General features: G+C 62.4%; 21 protein-coding genes, 1 tRNA gene and 1 pseudogene. 9 read left to right on the top strand and 14 right to left on the bottom strand.

Features of this window, described 5'->3' with window-relative positions:
* The first annotated feature begins 4 nt into the window (after positions 1 to 4).
* Positions 5 to 988: an NAD(P)/FAD-dependent oxidoreductase gene (locus tag GRI55_RS12380; RefSeq protein ID WP_237452531.1), complete on the top strand. Its 984-nt coding sequence runs from the start codon at positions 5 to 7 to the stop codon at positions 986 to 988.
* Positions 989 to 1,226: 238 nt separating this feature from the next.
* On the opposite strand, the gene GRI55_RS12375 is transcribed toward GRI55_RS12380, so the two are convergent.
* The 4 genes from GRI55_RS12375 to tnpA all read right to left on the bottom strand — a co-directional run bounded on the left by GRI55_RS12375 (position 1,227) and on the right by tnpA (position 4,225).
* Complete coding sequence (locus tag GRI55_RS12375) at positions 1,227 to 1,820, bottom strand: plasmid pRiA4b ORF-3 family protein (RefSeq protein ID WP_230833288.1); 594 nt, start codon at positions 1,818 to 1,820, stop codon at positions 1,227 to 1,229.
* Positions 1,817 to 3,337: an IS66 family transposase gene (gene tnpC / locus GRI55_RS12370; protein WP_462362579.1), complete on the bottom strand. Its 1,521-nt coding sequence runs from the start codon at positions 3,335 to 3,337 to the stop codon at positions 1,817 to 1,819. The genes GRI55_RS12375 and tnpC overlap by 4 nt, the downstream gene beginning before the upstream one ends.
* A gap of 142 nt (positions 3,338 to 3,479) precedes the next feature.
* Positions 3,480 to 3,836, bottom strand: coding sequence for an IS66 family insertion sequence element accessory protein TnpB (gene tnpB / locus GRI55_RS12365; RefSeq protein WP_160767376.1), 357 nt, complete (start codon positions 3,834 to 3,836; stop codon positions 3,480 to 3,482).
* Positions 3,833 to 4,225 (bottom strand): IS66-like element accessory protein TnpA, encoded by a 393-nt coding sequence (tnpA, locus tag GRI55_RS12360; protein ID WP_160767375.1) that lies wholly within the window; start codon positions 4,223 to 4,225, stop codon positions 3,833 to 3,835. Before tnpA ends, tnpB begins: the two co-directional genes overlap by 4 nt.
* Positions 4,226 to 4,398: 173 nt before the next feature.
* Between tnpA and GRI55_RS12355 the strand changes: the two genes are divergently transcribed.
* On the top strand, positions 4,399 to 4,794 hold the full coding sequence (locus GRI55_RS12355) for a four-helix bundle copper-binding protein (RefSeq protein WP_202392498.1): 396 nt from the start codon (positions 4,399 to 4,401) through the stop codon (positions 4,792 to 4,794).
* Between the two features lie 87 nt (positions 4,795 to 4,881).
* Here GRI55_RS12355 and GRI55_RS12350 read toward each other — a convergent pair whose 3' ends face one another.
* From GRI55_RS12350 to GRI55_RS12325, 6 genes are all read right to left on the bottom strand, one after another.
* Complete coding sequence (locus GRI55_RS12350; protein ID WP_084718461.1) at positions 4,882 to 5,418, bottom strand: DUF2231 domain-containing protein; 537 nt, start codon at positions 5,416 to 5,418, stop codon at positions 4,882 to 4,884.
* A gap of 347 nt (positions 5,419 to 5,765) precedes the next feature.
* Entirely contained in the window at positions 5,766 to 6,086 is a 321-nt protein-coding gene (locus GRI55_RS12345) for a DUF411 domain-containing protein (protein WP_307020193.1), read from the bottom strand.
* Positions 6,087 to 6,273: 187 nt separating this feature from the next.
* Entirely contained in the window at positions 6,274 to 6,657 is a 384-nt protein-coding gene (locus GRI55_RS12340) for a DUF305 domain-containing protein (RefSeq protein ID WP_037472990.1), read from the bottom strand.
* Between the two features lie 48 nt (positions 6,658 to 6,705).
* The gene (locus GRI55_RS12335; RefSeq protein WP_202392497.1) at positions 6,706 to 7,611 is read right to left on the bottom strand and encodes a copper resistance protein B; all 906 of its coding nucleotides are present in this window, start codon (positions 7,609 to 7,611) and stop codon (positions 6,706 to 6,708) included.
* 20 nt (positions 7,612 to 7,631) lie between these two features.
* Positions 7,632 to 7,793 (bottom strand): hypothetical protein, encoded by a 162-nt coding sequence (locus GRI55_RS15030; protein WP_230833291.1) that lies wholly within the window; start codon positions 7,791 to 7,793, stop codon positions 7,632 to 7,634.
* 707 nt (positions 7,794 to 8,500) lie between these two features.
* Positions 8,501 to 10,603 carry a TonB-dependent receptor gene (locus tag GRI55_RS12325; protein ID WP_230833292.1) on the bottom strand — a complete coding sequence of 701 codons (2,103 nt, stop codon included), beginning with the start codon at positions 10,601 to 10,603 and terminating at the stop codon, positions 8,501 to 8,503.
* Between the two features lie 775 nt (positions 10,604 to 11,378).
* Here GRI55_RS12325 and GRI55_RS12320 point away from each other — a divergent pair.
* The 6 genes from GRI55_RS12320 (at position 11,379) to GRI55_RS12295 (ending at position 16,311) form a co-directional block, all read left to right on the top strand.
* Positions 11,379 to 11,957 carry a recombinase family protein gene (locus GRI55_RS12320; RefSeq protein WP_160767373.1) on the top strand — a complete coding sequence of 193 codons (579 nt, stop codon included), beginning with the start codon at positions 11,379 to 11,381 and terminating at the stop codon, positions 11,955 to 11,957.
* A gap of 461 nt (positions 11,958 to 12,418) precedes the next feature.
* Entirely contained in the window at positions 12,419 to 12,739 is a 321-nt protein-coding gene (locus tag GRI55_RS12315) for a hypothetical protein (protein ID WP_160767372.1), read from the top strand.
* Positions 12,740 to 12,818: 79 nt separating this feature from the next.
* A complete protein-coding gene (locus GRI55_RS12310) occupies positions 12,819 to 13,175 on the top strand; it encodes a type II toxin-antitoxin system RelE/ParE family toxin (RefSeq protein ID WP_160767371.1) in 357 nt (118 codons plus the stop codon).
* Positions 13,168 to 13,452: a helix-turn-helix domain-containing protein gene (locus GRI55_RS12305; RefSeq protein ID WP_160767370.1), complete on the top strand. Its 285-nt coding sequence runs from the start codon at positions 13,168 to 13,170 to the stop codon at positions 13,450 to 13,452. The genes GRI55_RS12310 and GRI55_RS12305 overlap by 8 nt, the downstream gene beginning before the upstream one ends.
* Entirely contained in the window at positions 13,445 to 15,253 is a 1,809-nt protein-coding gene (locus GRI55_RS12300; RefSeq protein WP_237452530.1) for an Eco57I restriction-modification methylase domain-containing protein, read from the top strand. The genes GRI55_RS12305 and GRI55_RS12300 overlap by 8 nt, the downstream gene beginning before the upstream one ends.
* On the top strand, positions 15,250 to 16,311 hold the full coding sequence (locus GRI55_RS12295; RefSeq protein WP_160767368.1) for a BsuBI/PstI family type II restriction endonuclease: 1,062 nt from the start codon (positions 15,250 to 15,252) through the stop codon (positions 16,309 to 16,311). Before GRI55_RS12300 ends, GRI55_RS12295 begins: the two co-directional genes overlap by 4 nt.
* A gap of 3 nt (positions 16,312 to 16,314) precedes the next feature.
* Here GRI55_RS12295 and GRI55_RS12290 read toward each other — a convergent pair.
* Positions 16,315 to 16,422: transfer RNA gene (locus GRI55_RS12290), tRNA-OTHER, on the bottom strand.
* A gap of 158 nt (positions 16,423 to 16,580) precedes the next feature.
* On the opposite strand from GRI55_RS12290, the pseudogene GRI55_RS12285 reads away from it, so the two are divergent.
* Positions 16,581 to 17,567 (top strand): annotated as a pseudogene (locus GRI55_RS12285) (IS3 family transposase); the annotation flags it as partial.
* Positions 17,568 to 17,821: 254 nt separating this feature from the next.
* On the opposite strand, the gene GRI55_RS12280 reads toward GRI55_RS12285, so the two are convergent.
* From GRI55_RS12280 to GRI55_RS12270, 3 genes are all read right to left on the bottom strand, one after another.
* Positions 17,822 to 18,208, bottom strand: coding sequence for a single-stranded DNA-binding protein (locus tag GRI55_RS12280; RefSeq protein ID WP_054522840.1), 387 nt, complete (start codon positions 18,206 to 18,208; stop codon positions 17,822 to 17,824).
* A gap of 268 nt (positions 18,209 to 18,476) precedes the next feature.
* Positions 18,477 to 18,746 carry a hypothetical protein gene (locus GRI55_RS12275; RefSeq protein WP_054523318.1) on the bottom strand — a complete coding sequence of 90 codons (270 nt, stop codon included), beginning with the start codon at positions 18,744 to 18,746 and terminating at the stop codon, positions 18,477 to 18,479.
* Between the two features lie 71 nt (positions 18,747 to 18,817).
* Positions 18,818 to 19,171 carry a hypothetical protein gene (locus GRI55_RS12270; protein ID WP_010240464.1) on the bottom strand — a complete coding sequence of 118 codons (354 nt, stop codon included), beginning with the start codon at positions 19,169 to 19,171 and terminating at the stop codon, positions 18,818 to 18,820.
* Positions 19,172 to 19,296 lie beyond the last annotated feature (125 nt).

Raw genomic sequence — 19,296 nt, 5'->3', positions numbered from 1 at the left:
GCGGTTGACCAATCAAGGCTGGACTGGCGATCCCGAGGAGGTCATCGACTGTCTGATTGTGGGCGGCGGTCCCGCAGGCCTCACGACCGCGATCTATCTGTCCCGGTTTCTCAGGAGCTGCGTCGTCTTCGACACGGCGGCAGGGCGCGCCGCCTCCATCCCGCGCTCGCACAACCTTCCAGGATTTCCCGGCGGCATTTCCGGCGTCACGTTTCTTGCGCGCCTGCAAGCTCAGCTGCACGAATATGGCGGTACGATCCAGAGCGGTGAGATCGACGCGATTGTCGCATCAGGCGACCATTTCTCGGCAAGCTGCGGACTGAACGTCATGTACGCGCGGACCGTGGTCCTCGCGACCGGGGTCGTCAATCGACGTCCAGAGATGCCCGATGCGATGCATGACATCGGCGTCGCGCGTGGTCTTATTCGCTACTGCCCGATTTGCGATGGTTATGAGGCTCGGCGGATGAACGTGGCGGTGCTCGGCTGCGACGGCCATGGCGCTGAAGAAGCCGAATTTCTGCGCGCTTATGGCGCCAAGGTCACGCTTCTCGCCGAACGGTCGCTCGACCTCGCTCCAATGGAATTTGCCAAGCTGAACCAGCAGGGCATCGATGTCGCGCCTTCGCCTCTCGAGCAGCTGCGTCTGGGCGAGTGTGTCGAGGTGCGGTTGGCCAACGGCCTGGGGCTACAATTCGACACGCTTTACCCTGCGCTCGGCTCGTCGCCTCGAACGCGGCTTGCCACTTCGCTGGGCGCGAAGCTCAGCGAATCAGGTTGCGTGCTGACCAACGCCCGCCAACAATCCTCTGTTGCTGGCCTCTACGCGGTTGGCGACGTTGTGGAAGGGCTCGATCAGATCAGCGTCGCGACCGGACAAGCAGCGATCGCTGCGACCGCAATCCATAACCTGTTGCGCGACAGCGACAGCGGATTGGCATCCGCCATGGCCGGGCTGTGTCCCGCTCGGGGCGTACTGCCGACCTAGCGCGAGCTATTGGCAGTGCAACGAGTAAAGCCGCCACCCAGCGCTGAATCGTACCCACACGACGATCGGCGACACGGCCCTTCTCCGTTCAAATTCCCGCACTACGATCCCGGGCTCGCTCACGCAGGCGGCATGGGCGTCGAGACGGTGCGCTACCACCAGCGCCAGAGGTTACTCGACACGCCAAAGCGGCCGCACGGTCGTAAGCGCCGATGGAAGGTGGCGTTGACGCGGCCTGTCAGGCTTTGCGGCGTGTCCGCGGCGCCCATTTTTTCGCGAGCGCTTCCAGCCTTGCCTCGATCAGTGGGATATCGGGCTGGGCGTTGGGATCATGGTCGTCGCCGAGGGTATCGAGCGCTTCTTCATGATATTCATGCTGGGGGTCGCCGAACGCTTCGAGTTTTTCGGCGTAACCCCATGGGCCGCCACAGTCCTCTGGCGGCCGCATGCCTACTGCATTGAGAATGAGCGGATATGTCAGGTGCGGGCTGGCCGCGGTGACGCGCTCGATCTTGACGCTATGCTCCCAGGCGTCGCCAAAGTCGTAGAGATATCGGAAGGTCTTTCGCCTGGTGTCCGCCAGAACCTGAGCGAGAGTGGCCTTACGGGCATCGAGCGGTCCGTCGAAGCCATATTCAGGATCAGGGATGCCGAAGCCGGTTTGCCCGAAGCTCATTTCCCACAGGTGAGAGTCCGTCCAGGAGAAGGCAGTCTGGAAGACGGTGTGCAGACGATCGAGCCGGATATTGAGCGGCACCTCCAGCGTTCGGCTGACGATGGGCGGGACATCGTCCAGCGTAATCTTCATCCGCACGACAGTGCCGTTGCTCACGCAGCCTTCTCCAGATCGTTGGTCAGCCTTGATGCCTGCCAGTTCCACGGCAAGAAGTCATCGATCCGATTGATCGGGTGATCACCGATGCGCTCGATGACGTCAGTGAACCATGCCTCGGGCTCGACGCCGTTGAGCCGGCATGTGCCCGCCAGGGCGTAGAAGAGCGCCGCCGCTTCTCCCCCCTTCATGGAGCCGACGAACATCCAGTTCCGGCGCCCGAGCGCGACACCGCGCAGGGCGTTCTCCACCAGATTGTTGCTGATCTCGAGCCGACCGTCATCGCAGTAACGGATCATGGCCTGCCAGCGGTTGAGCGGATAGCGACAGGCACGCGCCAGATTGCTGTCGGAAGACAGGCCACGGTTCTGGGTTTCAAGCCAGACGCGCAAAGCCTCGAGCTTCGGCACCGCCTTGATCTGGCGGATGCGTCTTCGCTCATCAGGTGGCGCACCCTTGATATCGCGCTCGATGGCGAAGAGTTCGGCGATCCGCACGACCGCCTCCGCCGCGATCGGTGACGGGCTCTTATCCAGGATGTCGGTAAACTTCCGGCGCGCGTGGCTCCAGCATCCCACTTCGACGATATCCCTGAGCGCCTTGGTCTTGGGGTCACGGTAAAGTGCGTTGTACCCGGCAAAGCCGTCTGCCTGTAGATACCCCCGATAGTCGGCGAGATGTTCTGCCGGATGCGCTCCGCCACGATCGGCGCTGAAGCGGAAGACCACGGCAGGCGGGCTCATGTCGCCGCTGGAGCGGTCATCACGCAGATATACCCACAAGTGCCCGGTCCGGCTGCCGTCGCCATTGCCCAGCAAGGTGACCGGCGTGTCGTCACCATGAATCTTGGCGGCTTCCCGGATATAGGCGAACAGCCGCTCGCCCAGCGGCGCCAGCAGCCATGCCAGTTTCCGTGCCCAGCGGCTCATCACGTCCCGATCGATGTGGAGTCCCACGCGGCGAAAGATCACTGACTGCCGGTGCCAGGGCTGATGATCGACAAAGCGGCTCACGACGAGGTGGGCCAGCAAGGCGCTGCTCGCCATCACCTTGGGCAGCGGCAGATCGACAGCGGGCGCCTGGCGGATCTGTTCGCAGGACCGGCACACCAGTCTTGGCCGCACGTGACGGATGACCCGGAAGCGCGCAGGGACATAGTCGAGGACCTCAGTGACAGCCTCGTCGATCTGTACTGACGGCCCGTTACAACCGGTACTGCACGGGCGGGGCTGATGATCGACTGTATGACGCGGGAAGTGCGAAGGAAGCGGAACACGGCCGCCGGATTTGCGGGCCGATTTCACCACAAGCGGCGCCGCCACCTCATCGTTGGCGGGTTCTGGTGCATCGACCTCCTCGAACATCAGCCGCAGCTGGGCGATATCCATTTTCTCGGAGCTGCGGCCGAACTGGACGCGCAGCAGCCGCGCGACGCGATGCTCGAGCTTTTCGATCCGCAAGGTCTGGGCTTTGACGGTGGCTTGCGCCGCCGTCAGTTCGGCCCGTTCCTGCTCCATGACATCGGCCATCTCCAGCAGCATTTTCTGCAGGAGAACCGGGTCTGTGGGAAGGCGATCAAGGGCGAACCGCATGCCGCCGATAATAGCCGAAGCCCACGGTAAATCCTACATAAAATGGCGGTTTTCCTGATCTTTGTGGCTATGCGAGCCTCGGCGTGATCACCGCGTCGTGGACGATCGCCTGCTTCCAGTTCAGCCCTTCGACGAGCATCGCAAGCTGGGCTGCCGACAGGCGTAGCGCGCCCTCATGAGCACGAGGCCACACGAACTTTCCGCGCTCGAGACGCTTCGCATACACGCATAGCCCGGACCCGTCCCAGACCAAGGCCTTCAACCTGTCGCCCCTTTTCCCGCGGAACAGGAAAACCGCCCCCGAGAAGGGATCAAGCTGAAGAATATTGCGCACCTGCGCCGACAGCCCATCAAACCCCTTGCGCATGTCGCACGGCGCCAGCGACAGATAGATTTTCGTCGAAGGCGGGAACGCCAGGCTCATTGATCCAGCTCCCGCAGGACATCGAGCACCTGTTTCAGGGCGGCCCGATCGACCTCGCCATCAACCAACACCGTCAGGCCGCACCGCCCTCGAACCTCAATCCGCCCTGGCTCCCGAGCTTTGGCCGACGGCGAAGACGATGCCAATTCGACAGGCACGAAGCCCGCCATCGCTCCGCGAAGCAGCTGCTTGCGCCAGGTATAAAGCTGGCCTGTTCCAACGCTGTGCCGCCGAGCCACGGCCGATACGATCGCCCCCGGCGCCGTCGTCTCCTTCAGGATCGCCAGCTTCTCCTCGTCGCTCCAGTTCCGACGCCGCTCCACCCGTACAAGCGCTCCGCCATCACCGCGACCGCTCATACGAGGCTCGTTTGACTGCTCGATGTCCATGCTCACGCCTCCTCAAAGGCCGCGAGCTTTCCTATTCCGGTGCCGGCAACAAGGCCGCCTTCCGTCGGCGCTTACGCACGGTCCAACGCAAAGGCCGGAACATTCAGGTTTGTAACCTCTTGCTTCGACAGGTGGTGAGACCACTGCCTGAACAGGAGAGAACGATGCACCACATGAAAGAGATGATCGCGACGCATCCGGACGTGAAAGGAAGCACGAACGATGCACTGATCCGCTGTCTCGAGGAGTGCTACTCATGTGCTCAAACCTGCACGTCGTGCGCTGATGCCTGTCTGGCGGAAGAGATGGTCGCGCAGCTTCGCCAGTGCATTCGTCTGAACCTCGACTGCGCCGACATCTGCTTGGCGGCAGGCTCGCTCGGCACCCGCCGCACCGGCAGCAACGAGCAGGCGCTGGTCGCGGCTCTTCAAGCCTGCGCCATCGCCTGCGGGCTGTGTGCGGAGGAGTGCGAGAAGCATGCGAGCATGCACGAGCATTGCCGCATCTGCGCTGAACACTGTCGCCGCTGCGAACAGGCTTGCAACGAAGCGGTTCAGTCGATCCGCTGATCAGCCGAGGACGCGTCCTTGGCGGAGACGCGTCCTCGACGGTCCCTGTTCAGGAAACGACCGCTTCACGCACACAGCCGGACTGGGTCAGAACGCCAAGTGGTTTATTCCGCCATGCATGAAGGTTCCGCCAAGGAACCCCTGGATGGAGATCGCCAGCGTCATCAGGCCAAGCAACACCCAGTACAACGTCCGCGACCGCTCGGGACCCTTACGGTGGCGCGCTGCCATCCAAGCCAGCGCAACGCCGAAGACCGCGATCAACGTTCCCAGCCAGCGATGCGTCATCAGGATCGGGTTGCGGTCGGTCAGGTAGAACCCGCCTGCGAACCAGCCCAGGAACGCCGCCGCGATTGCTCCCAGCGCTCCGACGACCAACATTATATGTGCGACATGCTGATAGTCCCGGTTGCGGCGCCACAACCCGAACAGCTCCACCCCGAACGCACCGATGAACAGTGCGATGGGAAAATGAATGACCATGGTGTGCAGCCGACCCAGCCAACTCACAAGACGTTCGCCGAAACTCTTGTTCTTGTTAGCGGTCTCCTCGTGCATGCCGCCCATGTCCATGTCATCGCCGGCGATGTCGCGGCCGGCCATGTTCATGTCCACGGTCGACATAGAGCCCATCCCCATGTGACCGTCGCCAGCGTCTGCTCCATCCTTTTTCTGAGTCTCGCCTGCGCTGTTAGCGGCCGGCCCGGGACCGGCCCCGAGCGCATCGTGATCTTCATGAGCCGATGCCGACGTGCTTACTGACATTGCAACCGCAAGGAGCAAAGCGAAGGCCCCGCCTCGTTTACCGCCCATCACCCGACCCCTTGATCCGTGTTCATCGATTCCCGTTTTCCTCACCCGTCCGAACCCTTTTGTGAACTCTTCGCCTGCTCTTTCAGACGAACTGGACCGTGGAGCTACGCCGGCTGCGGCGGCCGGGTCCTGCGCCGCTAGCCTGAAAAAACCGCCGATCAGCTGCCGTGGCGCGCGAACAGGCGGCGCCCGCCGGGACCGAAGGCGACCACGTCATAGGCCTGCGTCTTGACGCCCGGCACTTCCATTCCCGGCGAGCCGAGCGGCATACCGCCGACCGCGAGGCCTCGCACACCCTTGGGCCGGGTCGCGAGAGCCCGCTTCATATCGGCAATCGGCACGTGGCCCTCGAAAGCCATGCCATCGGCGATTGCTGTGTGGCAGGACGAGACGTCCGCAGGGACCCCCGCGCGCTTCTGCAGCGCCGGGCGATTGGAATCATCGACGACGCGCACCTGGCGTCCGAGCTGCCGCTGCACCTGCGCTGCCCACTTGGCGCAACAGCCGCAGCCGGGATCGCGGTGCATAACGATCGGGGGTGGCCGCGCTGACGGCAACCGGAACCAACAAGGCTGCGGCAGTAAGCGCGGATCGTAAAGCTGTCTTCATGGAAAAACTCCTTGGTCATTCCTCCCGCCCCTCGTGGGGCGGGAGGAACGAAGATTATCACTGAGGTCGCTTGCTCATCGACCGGAGCATCGCCTGGAGTTCACCGATGCTCTTGTTTTGCTCGGCAATAGACTTCTGAGCCATTTGCCGGGTCTTCGCATCGGGCGCCTCGCGGAGAACGATCTGCGACATGGCAATCGCACCGCGGTGATGCTCGATCATCTTGCGGGCCCACGTCTCATTTGCATTGGCGCCTTTGGCCCTCATCATCTTCTCGTGCATCGCCATCTCGGCGGGCATGAAGGGCGTGTTCATGCCAGGCATGTTGTCGTGGTTCATGCCCTGCATTTTCGAGTGGTCCATGCCTTGCATCTGCTGCTGAGCCAAAGCCGGGCTCGCTGCCATCGCCGCCAGAGCCAGAGCTGTAAGTGTCTTAAACATTGCCTGCTCCTTCTTGGACTTAGTCAACGCAACAAAGCCCAATCGGCCTCAAAACCATGTGCGAATGCCCAGAACAAGGCTGGTCGATGACGCATCCTCGCCGTCCTCGCGTGCAAAACGAGCAGAGCGGCCCACTCTGCGCTCGTATGAAACACCGATATAAGGGGCAAACTCGCGCTTCACCTCGTAGCGCAGCCGCAAGCCAAGCTCGAGGTCCGACAAGCCCGAGCCGATCCGGTCTTCCGGAACGTCTTGCGCCGCAAATTCCGCTTCGAGACGAGGCTGGAGGATCAGGCGCTGGGTGATACGCTGATCGTAATACCCTTCAACGCGGCCGAGCACGTCACCCTTGCTAGACAAGAACAGTGCGCCCTCCACATCGAAAAAGCCTGGGGCCAGGCTCTCGAACCCAACCGTAGCGTAGACACGGGAGGGGTTGGGCTTGAAGTCGTAACGAATCCCGGCCTGGAAGTCGGTGAAGGGTCCGATCGCCCGTGCATAGAGCGCCTGCAGCTCCGCCCTTTCCAGGCTTCTCCCAAAGTTCCCTTCGCCTTCGGTTTTAAGAACCAGGCGATTGATGTCGCCACCGTACCAGGCACCGCCATCCCATCGATAGGCGTCGCGACCGTCGCGGACCTGGTATTCGGCCAGATTAAATATGACCTGCGAGAAATTCTGGCCGCCGTGCATCGACTGCAGATGCTGCTGCGAATGCGCCATGGCGTCGGCAAGCCGGGCGTTGTCGGCCCTGAGTTCAAGCTCCAAGGCACGCCTTCGAACGGCGAAGCGTGACTCCAGCGTCTCGAGCTTGGTCCGTTGAGCTTCGTCCAGCTCGAGCCCGTCGTGGAGCAAGCTATGAAGTTCCACGCCCGGGCTCGGTGGGGAAGGGAACAACTCGCGCCCAGCCCACACGCCTGCGATCGCTGCCAAGAACACGACGGCCGCGATCAGCATCGTTCTCCGGGCGCTGCTCGTCACTGGAACGCCAGCAAGGTCGAAGGCGCTAGCGGCGTGGCGGGCCCGAAAGGTGTCAGCGCCGGCACCTGCGCAGTCGCCGCTGCGGACGACAAGCCGCCGCCCACCACTCCCAAGGCGACTGCGCCTACCGCTGCCAGCATGCCAGTCCGCAGTGTCACTCCGCCGCCGGCGCGCCGCTCCGCCGCGATCTACCGCATGACATCGCCTTCCAGTTCAGCGAGCCGGGGATGAAGCGGCTGCTCGGCAAGGCGGCGCAAGGCGCTGTCCAAATCCATATCCATGTTCATTCCTCCGCCGTGCTCACATCCTTTACGCACGGCCGGCGAACACCCCTCGAATCCGACGTGAACGAATGTCACTAAGCGGGAACGCCCCCGGGCGCGGCGGCGCACTTTTCCATTGCGTCCAATCGTTCACAGCTCGCACGCAGGCCGGCGATCCACGCGTCCCGCTGTTTCAATTTCCCTGATTAACCTCTGTTGACATTCCGAGCGCAGCTACGGCGGCAACCATGGTGCTCGTTAGGTCAAGCGAGGCGGCGACTATTATGTGCGTGGCGGCTGCCGGCAAGGGCGTGGCCGTACATATGCCGACGTTTATCGCGGCCACATAGCGCGATTGGCGACAAGCCGCCGATATTGCTCGTGAGCCGGGCAGCGGCACATGGCCATGCCGCTGCCCGCAGAAGCTGGACGATGGCCAGCGGAATCGTCAAAGAATGGTAGCGGCTCGGTAGATGGACCGACACTATCGACTTCTGGAGGAAATGAATGGGGCGGTTCAGTGTGCCCCCCCAACGAGGAGGCGGTTTAGCGCATGCTGAACGACTGTGGTGAAGCATCCAGCAGCAACGGGAACTCCTTGTCTAAAAGCTCATTCTAACCGTCGCTCGCGCCGTCGTCGGCGCACCAGGCATGATGTTGTTGTCGTTGTAGGCGGACGAGAAATAGTTGCTGTCGAGGAGGTTCTCGACGTTGATTTGCGCCTCGATCTGGGGGGTAAGCTTGAAGAATGCGGCCGCATCGACGCGGGTGAAGGCGGGCAGGACGGCGGTGTTGCTGATGGAAGTGAAGCTCTTCGACTGGTGGTAGACGCCGACGCCGGCCCCGAAGCGCGGGGTGAAGTCGTAGCGGGTCCAGAGCGAAACCTGCTGTTTGGGAACCAGCGGTACCTCGCGCCCGGCCGGGGCCGCGCTCGTCGTTTTGCGAATCTCCGCGTCCTGCAGCGCATAGCCCGCACTGACCTGCCACTGGGGCGTGATCGCTCCGCTGAGGCCGATCTCAAGCCCTTTGCTGCGCTGTGCGCCGGTAAGCACCGTCCGCGTGGCATCGTTGGGGTCGGTCGCGCGGGTGTTGGTACGATCGAGCCGGTAGACGGCAGCGGTCAGGCTAAGCGTTGGAAAGATATCCCATTTGAGGCCAAGTTCGTAATTGTCGAACTTCTCCGGCTCCAGCGCGGCGCTTGTGATGTCGAGCGATGAAAACTGATCGCCCGACTGGGGCAGGAAGGACCGGCTATAGCTGGCGTAGATCGAGACGGGTTGCACCGGCTTCAGCACCACCCCTAGGCGGGGAGACCAGAGAGTGTCTGTCCGGCTGTAGCTTTGCCCGGCGACCAGGTCGTCGATGCTAAGCTCGAAGCGGTCGCGGCGAACGCCACCGATAACATCGACATGGTCGCCGATCGAGATCTGGTCCTGCACATAGAAGGCAGTGGCGTCGGCGTTTGTCCGGATCGACCGGTAACCGGTGTTGGCGGTGGTGCGCAGCGTGACCGGCGGCACCGTGATCCGGTCGGCCAACCCCACAAAAACTCGCCGGCCCCCGTTGACCACGTCACCGCCTGCGAAGAAGCCATTGATCCGCTGGTTGCGCGTGCGCTGATCGCCAACTTCAAAGCCGGCGAGCAGCACGTGGCGGACGGGTCCGGTTGTGACCGTCCAGACGAGGTCGTTCTGGTTGAGCAAGTTCTTGCGCGTCGTGGGATCGCTATAGGCTTCGAGGCCGACGCTCTGGACGCCGCCGCGCAGGGTGACCGGGGTCACCGCGAAGGCATTCCGATAGAGCTTGTCATAATCGCCGTACAGGACCCGGCTTGTCAGGGTCAGGTTGTCGCTGAACCGATGCTCGATGCGCCCGCTCAGGACCTTGGCCTCGAAGTCGCTGACGTTGAAGCCCGGAACACCGAAGAAGGTGTCGCGGTAGCCGGTGAGGGGGCGTGACGGGCTCGTCAGAAAGCCCTGGACAGCCGAGGGGACACCTCGATCGATCGTGCGCTTGTCATTGTTATATTCGAAGCCCAGGTCGATCCGGGTGGTGCCGCCGAGCGATACCGCAAAGGTCGGATTGATCGCAATCCGGCGTCCGTCGTAGAAGTCGCGGTTGCTGTTGAACTCCTCGTAAACGGCGTTCAGCCGAGCGGAGGCGGATTCGCCGATTGGCTGGTTGATGTCGGTGTCGACATACCATGCGCCATATGTGTCCGCCGAGCCGCTGCCGCTGATGAAGGCGTTGGCAACGGGGCGCTTCGTGACGCGGTTGACGATCCCACCCCCGCCGCCGCGCCCGAAAATCATCGCGTTGGGACCTTTCAGGACCTCGATCCGCTCCGCGTTGTAGAGGCCGCGGTAATATTGCACGTCGTCACGCAGGCCATCGACAAAGAAGTCCGCGGTGCTGCTGTTCCCGCGCAGGATGATCTGGTCGCGGTGGCCCTCGCCCTGCGAGATCACCGCGCCGGGGACATAGCGAAGCACGTCGGCGATCGAGCGCATCGCCTGGTCGTCAATCTGCGCCTCGGTGATGATCGAGGCCGCCTGCGGAACGTCCTTGAGACTGGTCGGTGTGCGGGTGGCGGTGCTTGTCGCATCGACTTGGTAGCCGTCCCGGACGCCGGTGACGATGATTGTTTGGCGGGCGTCCGTAGCCGGAATGGCTGGCTGACCCTGAGCCGCTGCGGGCACGGCCATCAATCCAAGGCCTAGCGCACCGCTTAATCCACTTTTCCTCATTTTCACCCCTTTGCGAATCGTTCTCAATCGTTGACGCGCCCTATGATAGATGCGAATGCATCGCAATAGCGGCTCTGATGAAATATGGGCGATGACGGTGATGGTGCGCATAGACCCCAATGCAGGGGACGCCGAGCAGATCGTGGTGCGGCTGCTGCGCCGCTACGCGGCGTGCCGGCAACTCGGTGAGCAACCCCTGCCGCCGTTCACCAGACTAGGGGGCGAGTTCGGGATTCCGGCTCCTGCGGTGGTCGCCCTCGCTAGCGTCTTTCAACTAACCGAAGGATGCCTTGGCCGAGCATTGGTTCCTGAATGCTGTTGTAATCCAATGCTCAACACGGACGAGCGGGCGCTGTTACGGCTTCTTAAGCGGACGGACGCTGAGCCGGCTTTGGGCAGCTCAGATATACCGCACGGTTTGCCAGGTGCGCTTGTCTGGGCGGTTGCAAGCACACGCCGGCTTCTCGATCCATCATTTCCAGAGAGGATGAACGGCGCCAGCCAACCTTTGACAACGTGTCCCTTCGCAAAGATGACATGAAGGGCCCAGCCACGAGTCCCCTGCACTTCTACATAATAGTAATGTCCTTCTATCCCGCGAACGGTCGTTCGCGGGAGACCGTGACCGGGAATGGTCTGATCAGCTGGGGATAGCGCTACGGCTTCCCGAAACCGTCTCTTGTTTCCTTCTCCGAAAACGGGATACCCGACGTCGAGTTTTCGGAGAACGACTGTGCTTGTCGGCTATGCCCGCGTATCAACCCGCGACCAATCTCCTGCTCTACAGCTCGACGCGCTGCGCGAGGCAGGCTGCGAACGCGTGTTCACCGAGAAAGCATCGGGCGCCGCGCGTGATCGGCCCGAGCTGAAAGCGGCGCTCGATTACATCCGCGCCGGCGACACGCTAGTGGTCTGGAAACTGGACCGTCTGGCGCGGTCCGTTCGCCAGCTGGTCGAGACGGCCGAGGATCTGGCTAACCGCGAGATCGGCCTTCGAGTGCTTACCCAGGCGATCGACACCACCAGTCCCGGCGGGCGGCTCGTGTTCCATGTGTTCGCGGCCGTGGCGGAGTTCGAGCGAGAGTTGACGCTCGAGCGCACGCATGCGGGGCTCGCCAAGGCAAAGGCACTGGGCCGGCGCGGCGGGCGCAAACCGGCAATGGGTCCAGCGGAAATCAAGCGCGCCAAGGCCATGCTGGCCGACCCGGAAATTACGGTCGAGGAAGTGGCGCAGCAGATTGGGGTGCGGCCCTCGACGCTATACCGGCATATTCCCGGCGGGCGAAGCTCGCTGGTCGGGCCAGTCTCATGACGCTTGCGAAAGACTATTTTGGTAGTCGCGCTCTCGTTGTCGCGCTTGGACTTGTCGGCGGTTGCGCGCCCAGCGAGCCCGGTCCGACCACTGGCGAGGGTGGGTGGACCGTGTTTGCTCCTTCCCCCTCCCCTTCTTCCTCTTCGACGCCGAGTGCTGACAGTCCGCAAGCGTTTGAGCCATACGATCCTGGCTTGCGCTGGATGCTCGACAAGACAGCTTACGCCGAGGACCCGGACCGTCCCTGCTTGATGCGCCAACCGCCCCGCCCGGCGTGGGTCGAGAGCCCTACGGTTCGGACGAGGCTGCGGGAAGTTCGATCAGACAGTTATTGGCTCGGCCGATGGGCGCGCGACAATCTGGGCGACAGACTCGCTTATGCTACCGTGACCTATGATTGGGAGCCGATAAGAGGCGAGCCGCCGCCATCCTCTCCCCCGCCCCTGATCTATGAGATCGCCGTGACCGGCGAGGACAAGATCAACCCTCCACCCTTGCGTGATCGTGCTAGGGGTGTGCCGGTTGAAGTCGTCTACGGCGTACCAATCAGCGATGCCGAATTCATGCGCAGGCGCGATGTAGGTCGGCCCGTCGCGCAGCAGCTTGTCGATATGACTGGTGAAGGTGGATCGCCCGAGAACGGATGGGCAGTGCGGCTCAATGTTTACGGCGAGGACGGGCAGCCGGACCCCGAAGCCTTGGCGCAATGTGACGCGCTGCGCCGTGCCTATCGCCTGCCGGTGTTGATGGAGTTCTCCTCAGCGCGAGCCTCTATCCAGTGAATTATAATTACCGCAGGCATTCACCGAATGTTCTTGACATATGCACTATATATGGTGCAGTTGGTGGAGAAGAAACTTGATGGATACCAGTTCGCCCCAAAAGATCGAATTGGTGTTCTACCAGACCGAGAGCGGCAATGAGCCGGTCCGGGATTGGTTGGTCGAATTGCCGGAGGAGCATCGGCGCGCGATCGGACTCGATCTCATGCGGGTCCAGTATGGATGGCCCATCGGAATGCCGCTGGTGCGACCGATGGGAAAAGGATTATTCGAGGTCCGCACAAACCTAGCGGACAACACGATTGCCAGGGTGATGTTCTGTTTCAACGCTGGCGAGCTGTATGCGTTGCATGGGTTCATCAAGAAGGCGAAGAAGACCCCGCCGCCCGATTTAGCATTGGCGCGCAAGCGCCAGAAGGAGATTGAAAATGGCTGAGAACAAGCATCGGGGATCGACGCTCGACAGCTTTCTTGAAGAGGAAGGCGTCCTTGGCGAATTTCAGGCGAAGGCGATCAAGGAAGCTATCGCCTGGCAGCTCACCGAGGCGATGAAGGAGCGTAAGCTCAGCAAAAGCCGCCTCGCATCAATGATGCACACAAGCCGCACCCAGGTTGACCGGGTGCTCGACCCGCAGGACGGCAATGTCACGATCGAGACGTTGCAGCGCGCCGCTGCAGTTGTGGGACGACGCGTGCAGCTCGAACTTGTCTAAGCCAGCTTCTTTCGCGCGCAGCGCGCGCCCTGCCCCGGCATCATCGTTTCGCAAACCTGCAGACCTAGAGCAGCAGCGTTACGAACTGACGCGCGCGCGCCAACTCGCTCGTGCATGGGCGCAGACCTTACCCGAGCCACGGCGGCGAGACCAAGCCGCGCTGTTCACGCGCCAGGCGATCGAAGCCTACCAGCAGCACGCGCGGCCACATGCACGCCTTAGCCCGCCTCTGGCGCAGCCTTACGGCCAGCTCGATCCTGCCATTGCCGAGCTGGCGCAGACGATCGGCCGCGAGACCGCGCCACTTCCGATGAATGAAGCGGCCTATTTTCTGACCGGGCTTTACACCGTGCTCTTGGCGGCACGCGAACGCGGTGCGCTCGGAGCATTTTACACACCCCCGGCTCTGGCCAACCGCTTGCTCGACATGGCCGAAGAACAGGGTGCCGATTGGAGCACGGCGCGCGTACTCGATCCCGCCAGCGGCGGTGGGGCATTCCTGTTGCCTGCAGCCGAGCGGATGATCGCTGCCCTCCCCTCTGCCGACCCGGCATTCGTGCTTCGACAGATTGGCGCACGCCTGAGAGGCTTGGAGCTGGACCCCTATGCGGCCGGACTAGGCCAGAACGCGATCGAACTGCTGTTGGCCGATGTGACCGCCGCTGCAGGTTTGCCCGCGCCGATTGTCACGCAGGTTGCCGATACGCTGGAAGAGCCTCCAAAGGCTCGCTTCGACATCGTGATCGGCAATCCGCCCTATGGCCGCGTTCGGCTGACGCCGGAGCAGCGCCAGCGGTTCGCGCGCGGGCTTTACGGACATGCCAACCTCTACGGCGTGTTCACCGACATCGCCATGCGATGGGTGAAACGAGGCGGCGTGATCGCCTATCTCACTCCTACCAGCTTTCTCTCTGGCCAATACTATTCCGCGCTGCGCGCGCTGATCGCCGATGAAGCGCCGCCCGTGGCGATCGATTTCGTCCATGCGCGGCGCGGCGTGTTCGAGGACGTGCTGCAGGAGACTCTGCTTGCCGTCTACAAACGCGGTGCCAAACCTGCGCGCGCCCAAGTTCACTACGTCCATGTCGCGAATGAGCGCGAGGCACGGGTGATCAAGAACGGTACGATTGGCCTGCCCTCCCCCGCCTCGCAACCGTGGCTTGCGCCGCGCGAGCCGGATCATAGCGCATTGATTGCCGCTGCCGAGAAGATGTCCGCTCGCCTGGCGGATTGGGGCTATACCGTCTCGACCGGGCCTTTGGTGTGGAATCGCTTCAAAGGTCAGATGCGCCATCGCCCCGGCCGCAATGTGCATCCGCTTTTATGGGCGGAAGCGGTGACGGCCGACGGCCAATTCATCTACCGGGCCGAGAAGCGCAATCACGCGCCTTATTTTAAGATTGAGCGCGGCGATGGATGGCTCTTGGTCGATCAGGCCTGTGTTCTGGTGCAGCGCACGACCGCGAAAGAGCAGGCACGCCGCTTGATCGCGGCCGAGCTTCCCGCCGACTTCATCGAGGATCATGGTGGTGTCGTCGTCGAGAACCATTTGAACATGGTTCGGCCTAAATCCCGGCCAGCGCTATCCCCGGCGACGGTTGCGGCCGTGCTGAACAGCCAAGTTATCGATAAGCTGTTCCGCTGCATCAATGGCAGCGTGGCGGTATCGGCCTTCGAGCTGGAGGCGATACCCCTGCCCTCGCCTGATTCCATGCTCAGCATCGAGCGAATGGTCCGGCGCGGTGCGAGCGGTGCGAAGATCGAGGCCGAGCTGGCAAAGCTCTATGAGCAGTTTGTATGAAACCGTTGCTCGACCGCGATGCCGTCCATGAGCGGCTGCAGACCATTTTTCCCGATGGCGCGCCCAACCGCGTCTATCTGACCCGTATGCTCGCTGCGAGCACTGTTTTCGTGGCGCTTTACATCGAGGCGATCGAAGGCGGCGACACGCTGCTAGGGCCAAAGCATATCTACCGCATGACGGACGAACAGGCCGCGCTGACCGACGACGATAGCCGTGCGGCCTATGCAACCGGTGTCCTGCGTCCCGGCAGCGCGATTGAGGGCCAGCGCTGGTATCAGGACAACACGCGCGAGCCGATCCGCGACGAGACGCTCCGCGAAGGTCTTGTGGCGATCGGCGCGGTGAGCGAGCGAACCGACCTTCCGACGACATCGAGCAAGCCGCGCTATGCCTTGACGCCGGGCTTCGCCGCGCTTTTCGATCCCGCGCTCACTGGAGAAGATCTCGCAACGCGCATCAAAGCCTGGCGCAGCGAGCTTCTCAATCCCGGTGCGCTCGCCAGAATGGCTATCGTGCGCCGGGGCGCGGGCATGAGCGACGATCAGGTGCTCGTCACTTTCCCTAATGGGGAAACGCGCCGCATGAAGCCGGGTCCGAGTTCGGCGATCAGCAAGGCGGTGCTAGAGGTTTTTGCGTCAAGCTATCTAGGCGAGCCTGCAGTCGTCTTTCTGAGCGAGAGCGGGAATAAGGTGGTCGAGCGCGACGACGAGCTGGCGCGATCGATCGGCCTTGCCATCCAGGCCGACAAGAACCTTCCGGACATGATCCTGGTCGATTTGAAGCCGACCCATCCTCTTCTCGTTTTCATCGAGGTCGTGGCGACCGATGGACCGGTGAGCGAGCGCCGCAAGGAGGCGCTCGAAAAGTTGGTCGCTGAATCAGGCTTCCCGGCCGAGCACGTCGCCTTCGTGACCGCTTATCTCGATCGCAGCGCCGGACCGTTCAAGAAGACAGTCGATAGCCTCGCATGGGGAAGCTACGCCTGGTTCGCGGCCGAGCCGGAAAATCTCATCGTTCTAAGCCAGGCGCGAACGGGACTGCAGGGACGGCCCTAAAGGTGGGTGCGCCGGCGGGACTTGAACCCGCGACCTCCCTGGCCGTAGATAGGGGTGCCAACCACCCACCTACGTAGCAACCAGGGGCTCTATCCGCTGAGCTACGGCGCAATCTCGTTATTCGTCGTCGCCTTCCTTGCTGTGGACCAGCTTCAAGCGCCGCTTCGGTGCACCGCGCCGATTGCGCCGGGCTGCCTCGCGCGCCTTTCTGCCCTCGATCTCTTCGAGCTTTTCTTCGGCGAACGGCAGGACGGATTCGATCAGCCCATCGAGATGATAGATATCCCGCATCCGAGAAGCTCGAGATCATCCGGATCGTCGAGCAGTCGCATCTGCCGGCGAAGCTCACCCTCGACAAGCTGGGGATCGCACGCCGGACGTTCTACCGCTGGTACGACCGGTTCCTCGAAGGCGGACCGGAGGCGTTGGAAGATCGGCCATCGGCACCGAGCCGCGTGTGGAACCGGATCCCGCCTGACATCCTTGATCAGATCATCGAACTGGCACTGGAGCAGTCCGAGCTGAGCCCACGGGAGCTGGCGATGCGCTTTACCGACGAAAGGCGTTACTTCGTGTCGGAAGCCACGGTTTACCGCCTTCTGAAGGCCCATGACCTGATCACCAGCCCGGCCTATGTGGTGATCAAGGCCGCCGATCAGTTCCACACCAAGACCACCCGGCCGAACGAGATGTGGCAGACCGACTTCACCTACTTCAAGATTATCGGGTGGGGCTGGATGTACCTGTCGACCGTGCTCGACGACTTCTCACGCTACATCATCGCCTGGAAGCTGTGCACCAACATGCGCGCCGAGGACGTGACCGACACGCTGGACATGGCACTGGCCGCATCGGGCTGCGACAGCGCCACGGTGCTGCACAAGCCAAGGCTGCTGTCGGACAATGGCCCCAGCTACATCGCCGGCGAACTGGCGGAATACATCGAGGCCCTGAAGATGAGCCATGTGCGCGGTGCCCCGCTACACCCGCAGACCCAGGGCAAGATCGAGCGCTGGCATCAGACCCTGAAAAACCGCATCTTGCTGGAAAACTACTTCCTGCCCGGCGACCTCGAAGCTCACATCGAGGCCTTCGTCGAGCACTACAATCACCAGCGATACCACGAGAGCCTGGCCAATGTGACGCCTGCCGACGCCTACTTCGGCAGGGCTCCGGCAATCATCAAACTGCGCGAAAGGATCAAGCGACAGACCATCGAACATCGGCGCTTGCAGCACCGCAAGTTCGCCGCCTAACATCAACCCCCTGACGAGGTCCGCACTCCGCTAATCTACGCCGCGAGTTGTGCCGAATGTTCTGACGACGGACAAGGCCAATCCAGTCCACCTCAAACGACCGTTTCAGATGATCGCTGCCATAATGGGTCGGGCCCTCCGGGCAGCGCCTGGCTAATCCCTGGAGAGAAGAACGAGCGGAAGGACGTGTGAACAGCGAAAGAGGCCCTGCCGTTTCCGGCAGAGCCTCCTATGGCTGGTTCGATGGCGCCGGATCAGTCGATCGGAGGAGCGTCCTGGTTGTCGCCGCCATTGGCCCGCGAGAGGAAATCGACCTTGTCGGCAAGGATCTCCGAGCCATACCGCGTCACACCGTCCTGGTCTTCCCACTGGGTGTAGTGGATGCGGCCCTGGACCGAGACCAGCTGGCCTTTCGAGCAATACTGACCGACGGTCTTGGCGAGGCCGTTGAAGCAGGTCACACGGTGGAATTCGCTGTCCTTGGCGGTGTAGCCGTTCTCGTCCTTGTAGGTCTTGCCGTCCTTGTCGCGTGCAGGACGATCGGTGACGACAGTGATCCCGGTGACGCTGGTGCCGCCCTTGGTCTCGCGGGTGTCGGGATCGCGGGCGATGCGGCCGGTGAGGATTGCGATATTGGTCATGATCAAATTCCTTCAGTTCCTCAAACCGGAGACCATCTCCGGCTTGCGAACATCCAGAAGAAGCAGGGCATGGGAGGACTGCACCGCAGGCCTGAAGGGCCGAAGGGAAACCTGTTCATGACGGGTGGTGCGGGCAGGCGGCGAAGCCGCCAACACGGCCGGAAAGGAACGGGTTGCGGCTCCTCAGCTGACCTGGTTCAGGACTGTTCGCGAAGAAAGCCGGATGGGTATCGGGTGCGGGTCTGAAGGTGCCAGGACCCTGCTGCAATCAGCTTACCTCATTGCCTTCCGATGCCGCCAGGAGATCCATGAAGTTGCGGGCTGCTTCCCGGTCTTCCTCGTTCTCGAAGGCCACGTCGAGGTCGGGGGCAGACCCGAGCAGGTAGAGCATGGCCCACAGGGCAAAGCGTTTTCCCCGGTCCTGCTCCAGACCGAGATCGACCTGGCATCGCTCGATCCCCGAGGCCAAGGTTTCTGCGCCAATCGCTCCAGGATCGGCAGTGCCAAAATAGCGGATGAGAAGCGTATCGAGGTCCATCGCACTCTTTTCGGATCATCGGTCGGGCCGCGGCGAGGAAGGCCAGCATTCGTGGCCCGGTCATGCGTCGCTCAATCAGCGGTGGGTTGCTCGCGAAGCCGCCGGGCGCGCTCGACGAAGTGCTCCATCTGGGTGGCGGCATGCAGGGTAAGCGGATGCGGCTTCGCATCGGCACGCGGGGATATGAATTCCGCGATTTCTTCGATTGCTGCAAGCTGATCGGCGCTGGCCTTCGACAGAAGGCCGAGCACCATGTTCTCAAGGGCGATCACCCTGATGCGCAATTGGATGATCTCGGCATCGGAAAGTGGCGGAATATCCCATTTCTCGCAATCGGCAGCGAGCGCTTCCTGCGGCCCGCAGGGCAATGCCCCGCCTTCGTCTTCCCAGCGCGACAGCGCCCCGGCTTTTCCCGTTTCCGACATATGCGGTTCCTTTCATAACCAACGAGGCGATCGTCTGCACGCTGCTCACATAGCACAAAGCCCTACCGGGATGCGCCTGGCACGGCGACAGCGAAGCCGGGCAAACGGAACCCCGCGCGGGTTGG

The organism is Qipengyuania citrea, assembly GCF_009828015.1.
In the GTDB taxonomy this organism is placed as follows: Bacteria; Pseudomonadota; Alphaproteobacteria; order Sphingomonadales; family Sphingomonadaceae; genus Qipengyuania; species Qipengyuania citrea.
This window is presented reverse-complemented; position numbering and strand designations above follow the sequence as displayed.

Excerpts from the sequence above, each read along its gene's own strand:
- GRI55_RS12305 (WP_160767370.1), top strand. The coding sequence starts at position 13,168 with ATGGCTGAGAACAAGCATCGGGGATCGACGCTCGACAGCTTTCTTGAA.
- GRI55_RS12280 (WP_054522840.1), bottom strand. The coding sequence starts at position 18,208 with ATGACCAATATCGCAATCCTCACCGGCCGCATCGCCCGCGATCCCGAC.
- GRI55_RS12295 (WP_160767368.1), top strand. The coding sequence starts at position 15,250 with ATGAAACCGTTGCTCGACCGCGATGCCGTCCATGAGCGGCTGCAGACC.
- tnpA (WP_160767375.1), bottom strand. The coding sequence starts at position 4,225 with ATGGACATCGAGCAGTCAAACGAGCCTCGTATGAGCGGTCGCGGTGAT.
- GRI55_RS12310 (WP_160767371.1), top strand. The coding sequence starts at position 12,819 with ATGGATACCAGTTCGCCCCAAAAGATCGAATTGGTGTTCTACCAGACC.
- tnpC (WP_462362579.1), bottom strand. The coding sequence starts at position 3,337 with ATGGAGCAGGAACGGGCCGAACTGACGGCGGCGCAAGCCACCGTCAAA.
- tnpB (WP_160767376.1), bottom strand. The coding sequence starts at position 3,836 with ATGAGCCTGGCGTTCCCGCCTTCGACGAAAATCTATCTGTCGCTGGCG.
- GRI55_RS12325 (WP_230833292.1), bottom strand. The coding sequence starts at position 10,603 with ATGGCCGTGCCCGCAGCGGCTCAGGGTCAGCCAGCCATTCCGGCTACG.
- GRI55_RS12350 (WP_084718461.1), bottom strand. The coding sequence starts at position 5,418 with ATGTCGACCGTGGACATGAACATGGCCGGCCGCGACATCGCCGGCGAT.
- GRI55_RS12270 (WP_010240464.1), bottom strand. The coding sequence starts at position 19,171 with ATGTCGGAAACGGGAAAAGCCGGGGCGCTGTCGCGCTGGGAAGACGAA.
- GRI55_RS12335 (WP_202392497.1), bottom strand. The coding sequence starts at position 7,611 with ATGCTGATCGCGGCCGTCGTGTTCTTGGCAGCGATCGCAGGCGTGTGG.
- GRI55_RS12355 (WP_202392498.1), top strand. The coding sequence starts at position 4,399 with ATGAAAGAGATGATCGCGACGCATCCGGACGTGAAAGGAAGCACGAAC.
- GRI55_RS12275 (WP_054523318.1), bottom strand. The coding sequence starts at position 18,746 with ATGGACCTCGATACGCTTCTCATCCGCTATTTTGGCACTGCCGATCCT.
- GRI55_RS12340 (WP_037472990.1), bottom strand. The coding sequence starts at position 6,657 with ATGTTTAAGACACTTACAGCTCTGGCTCTGGCGGCGATGGCAGCGAGC.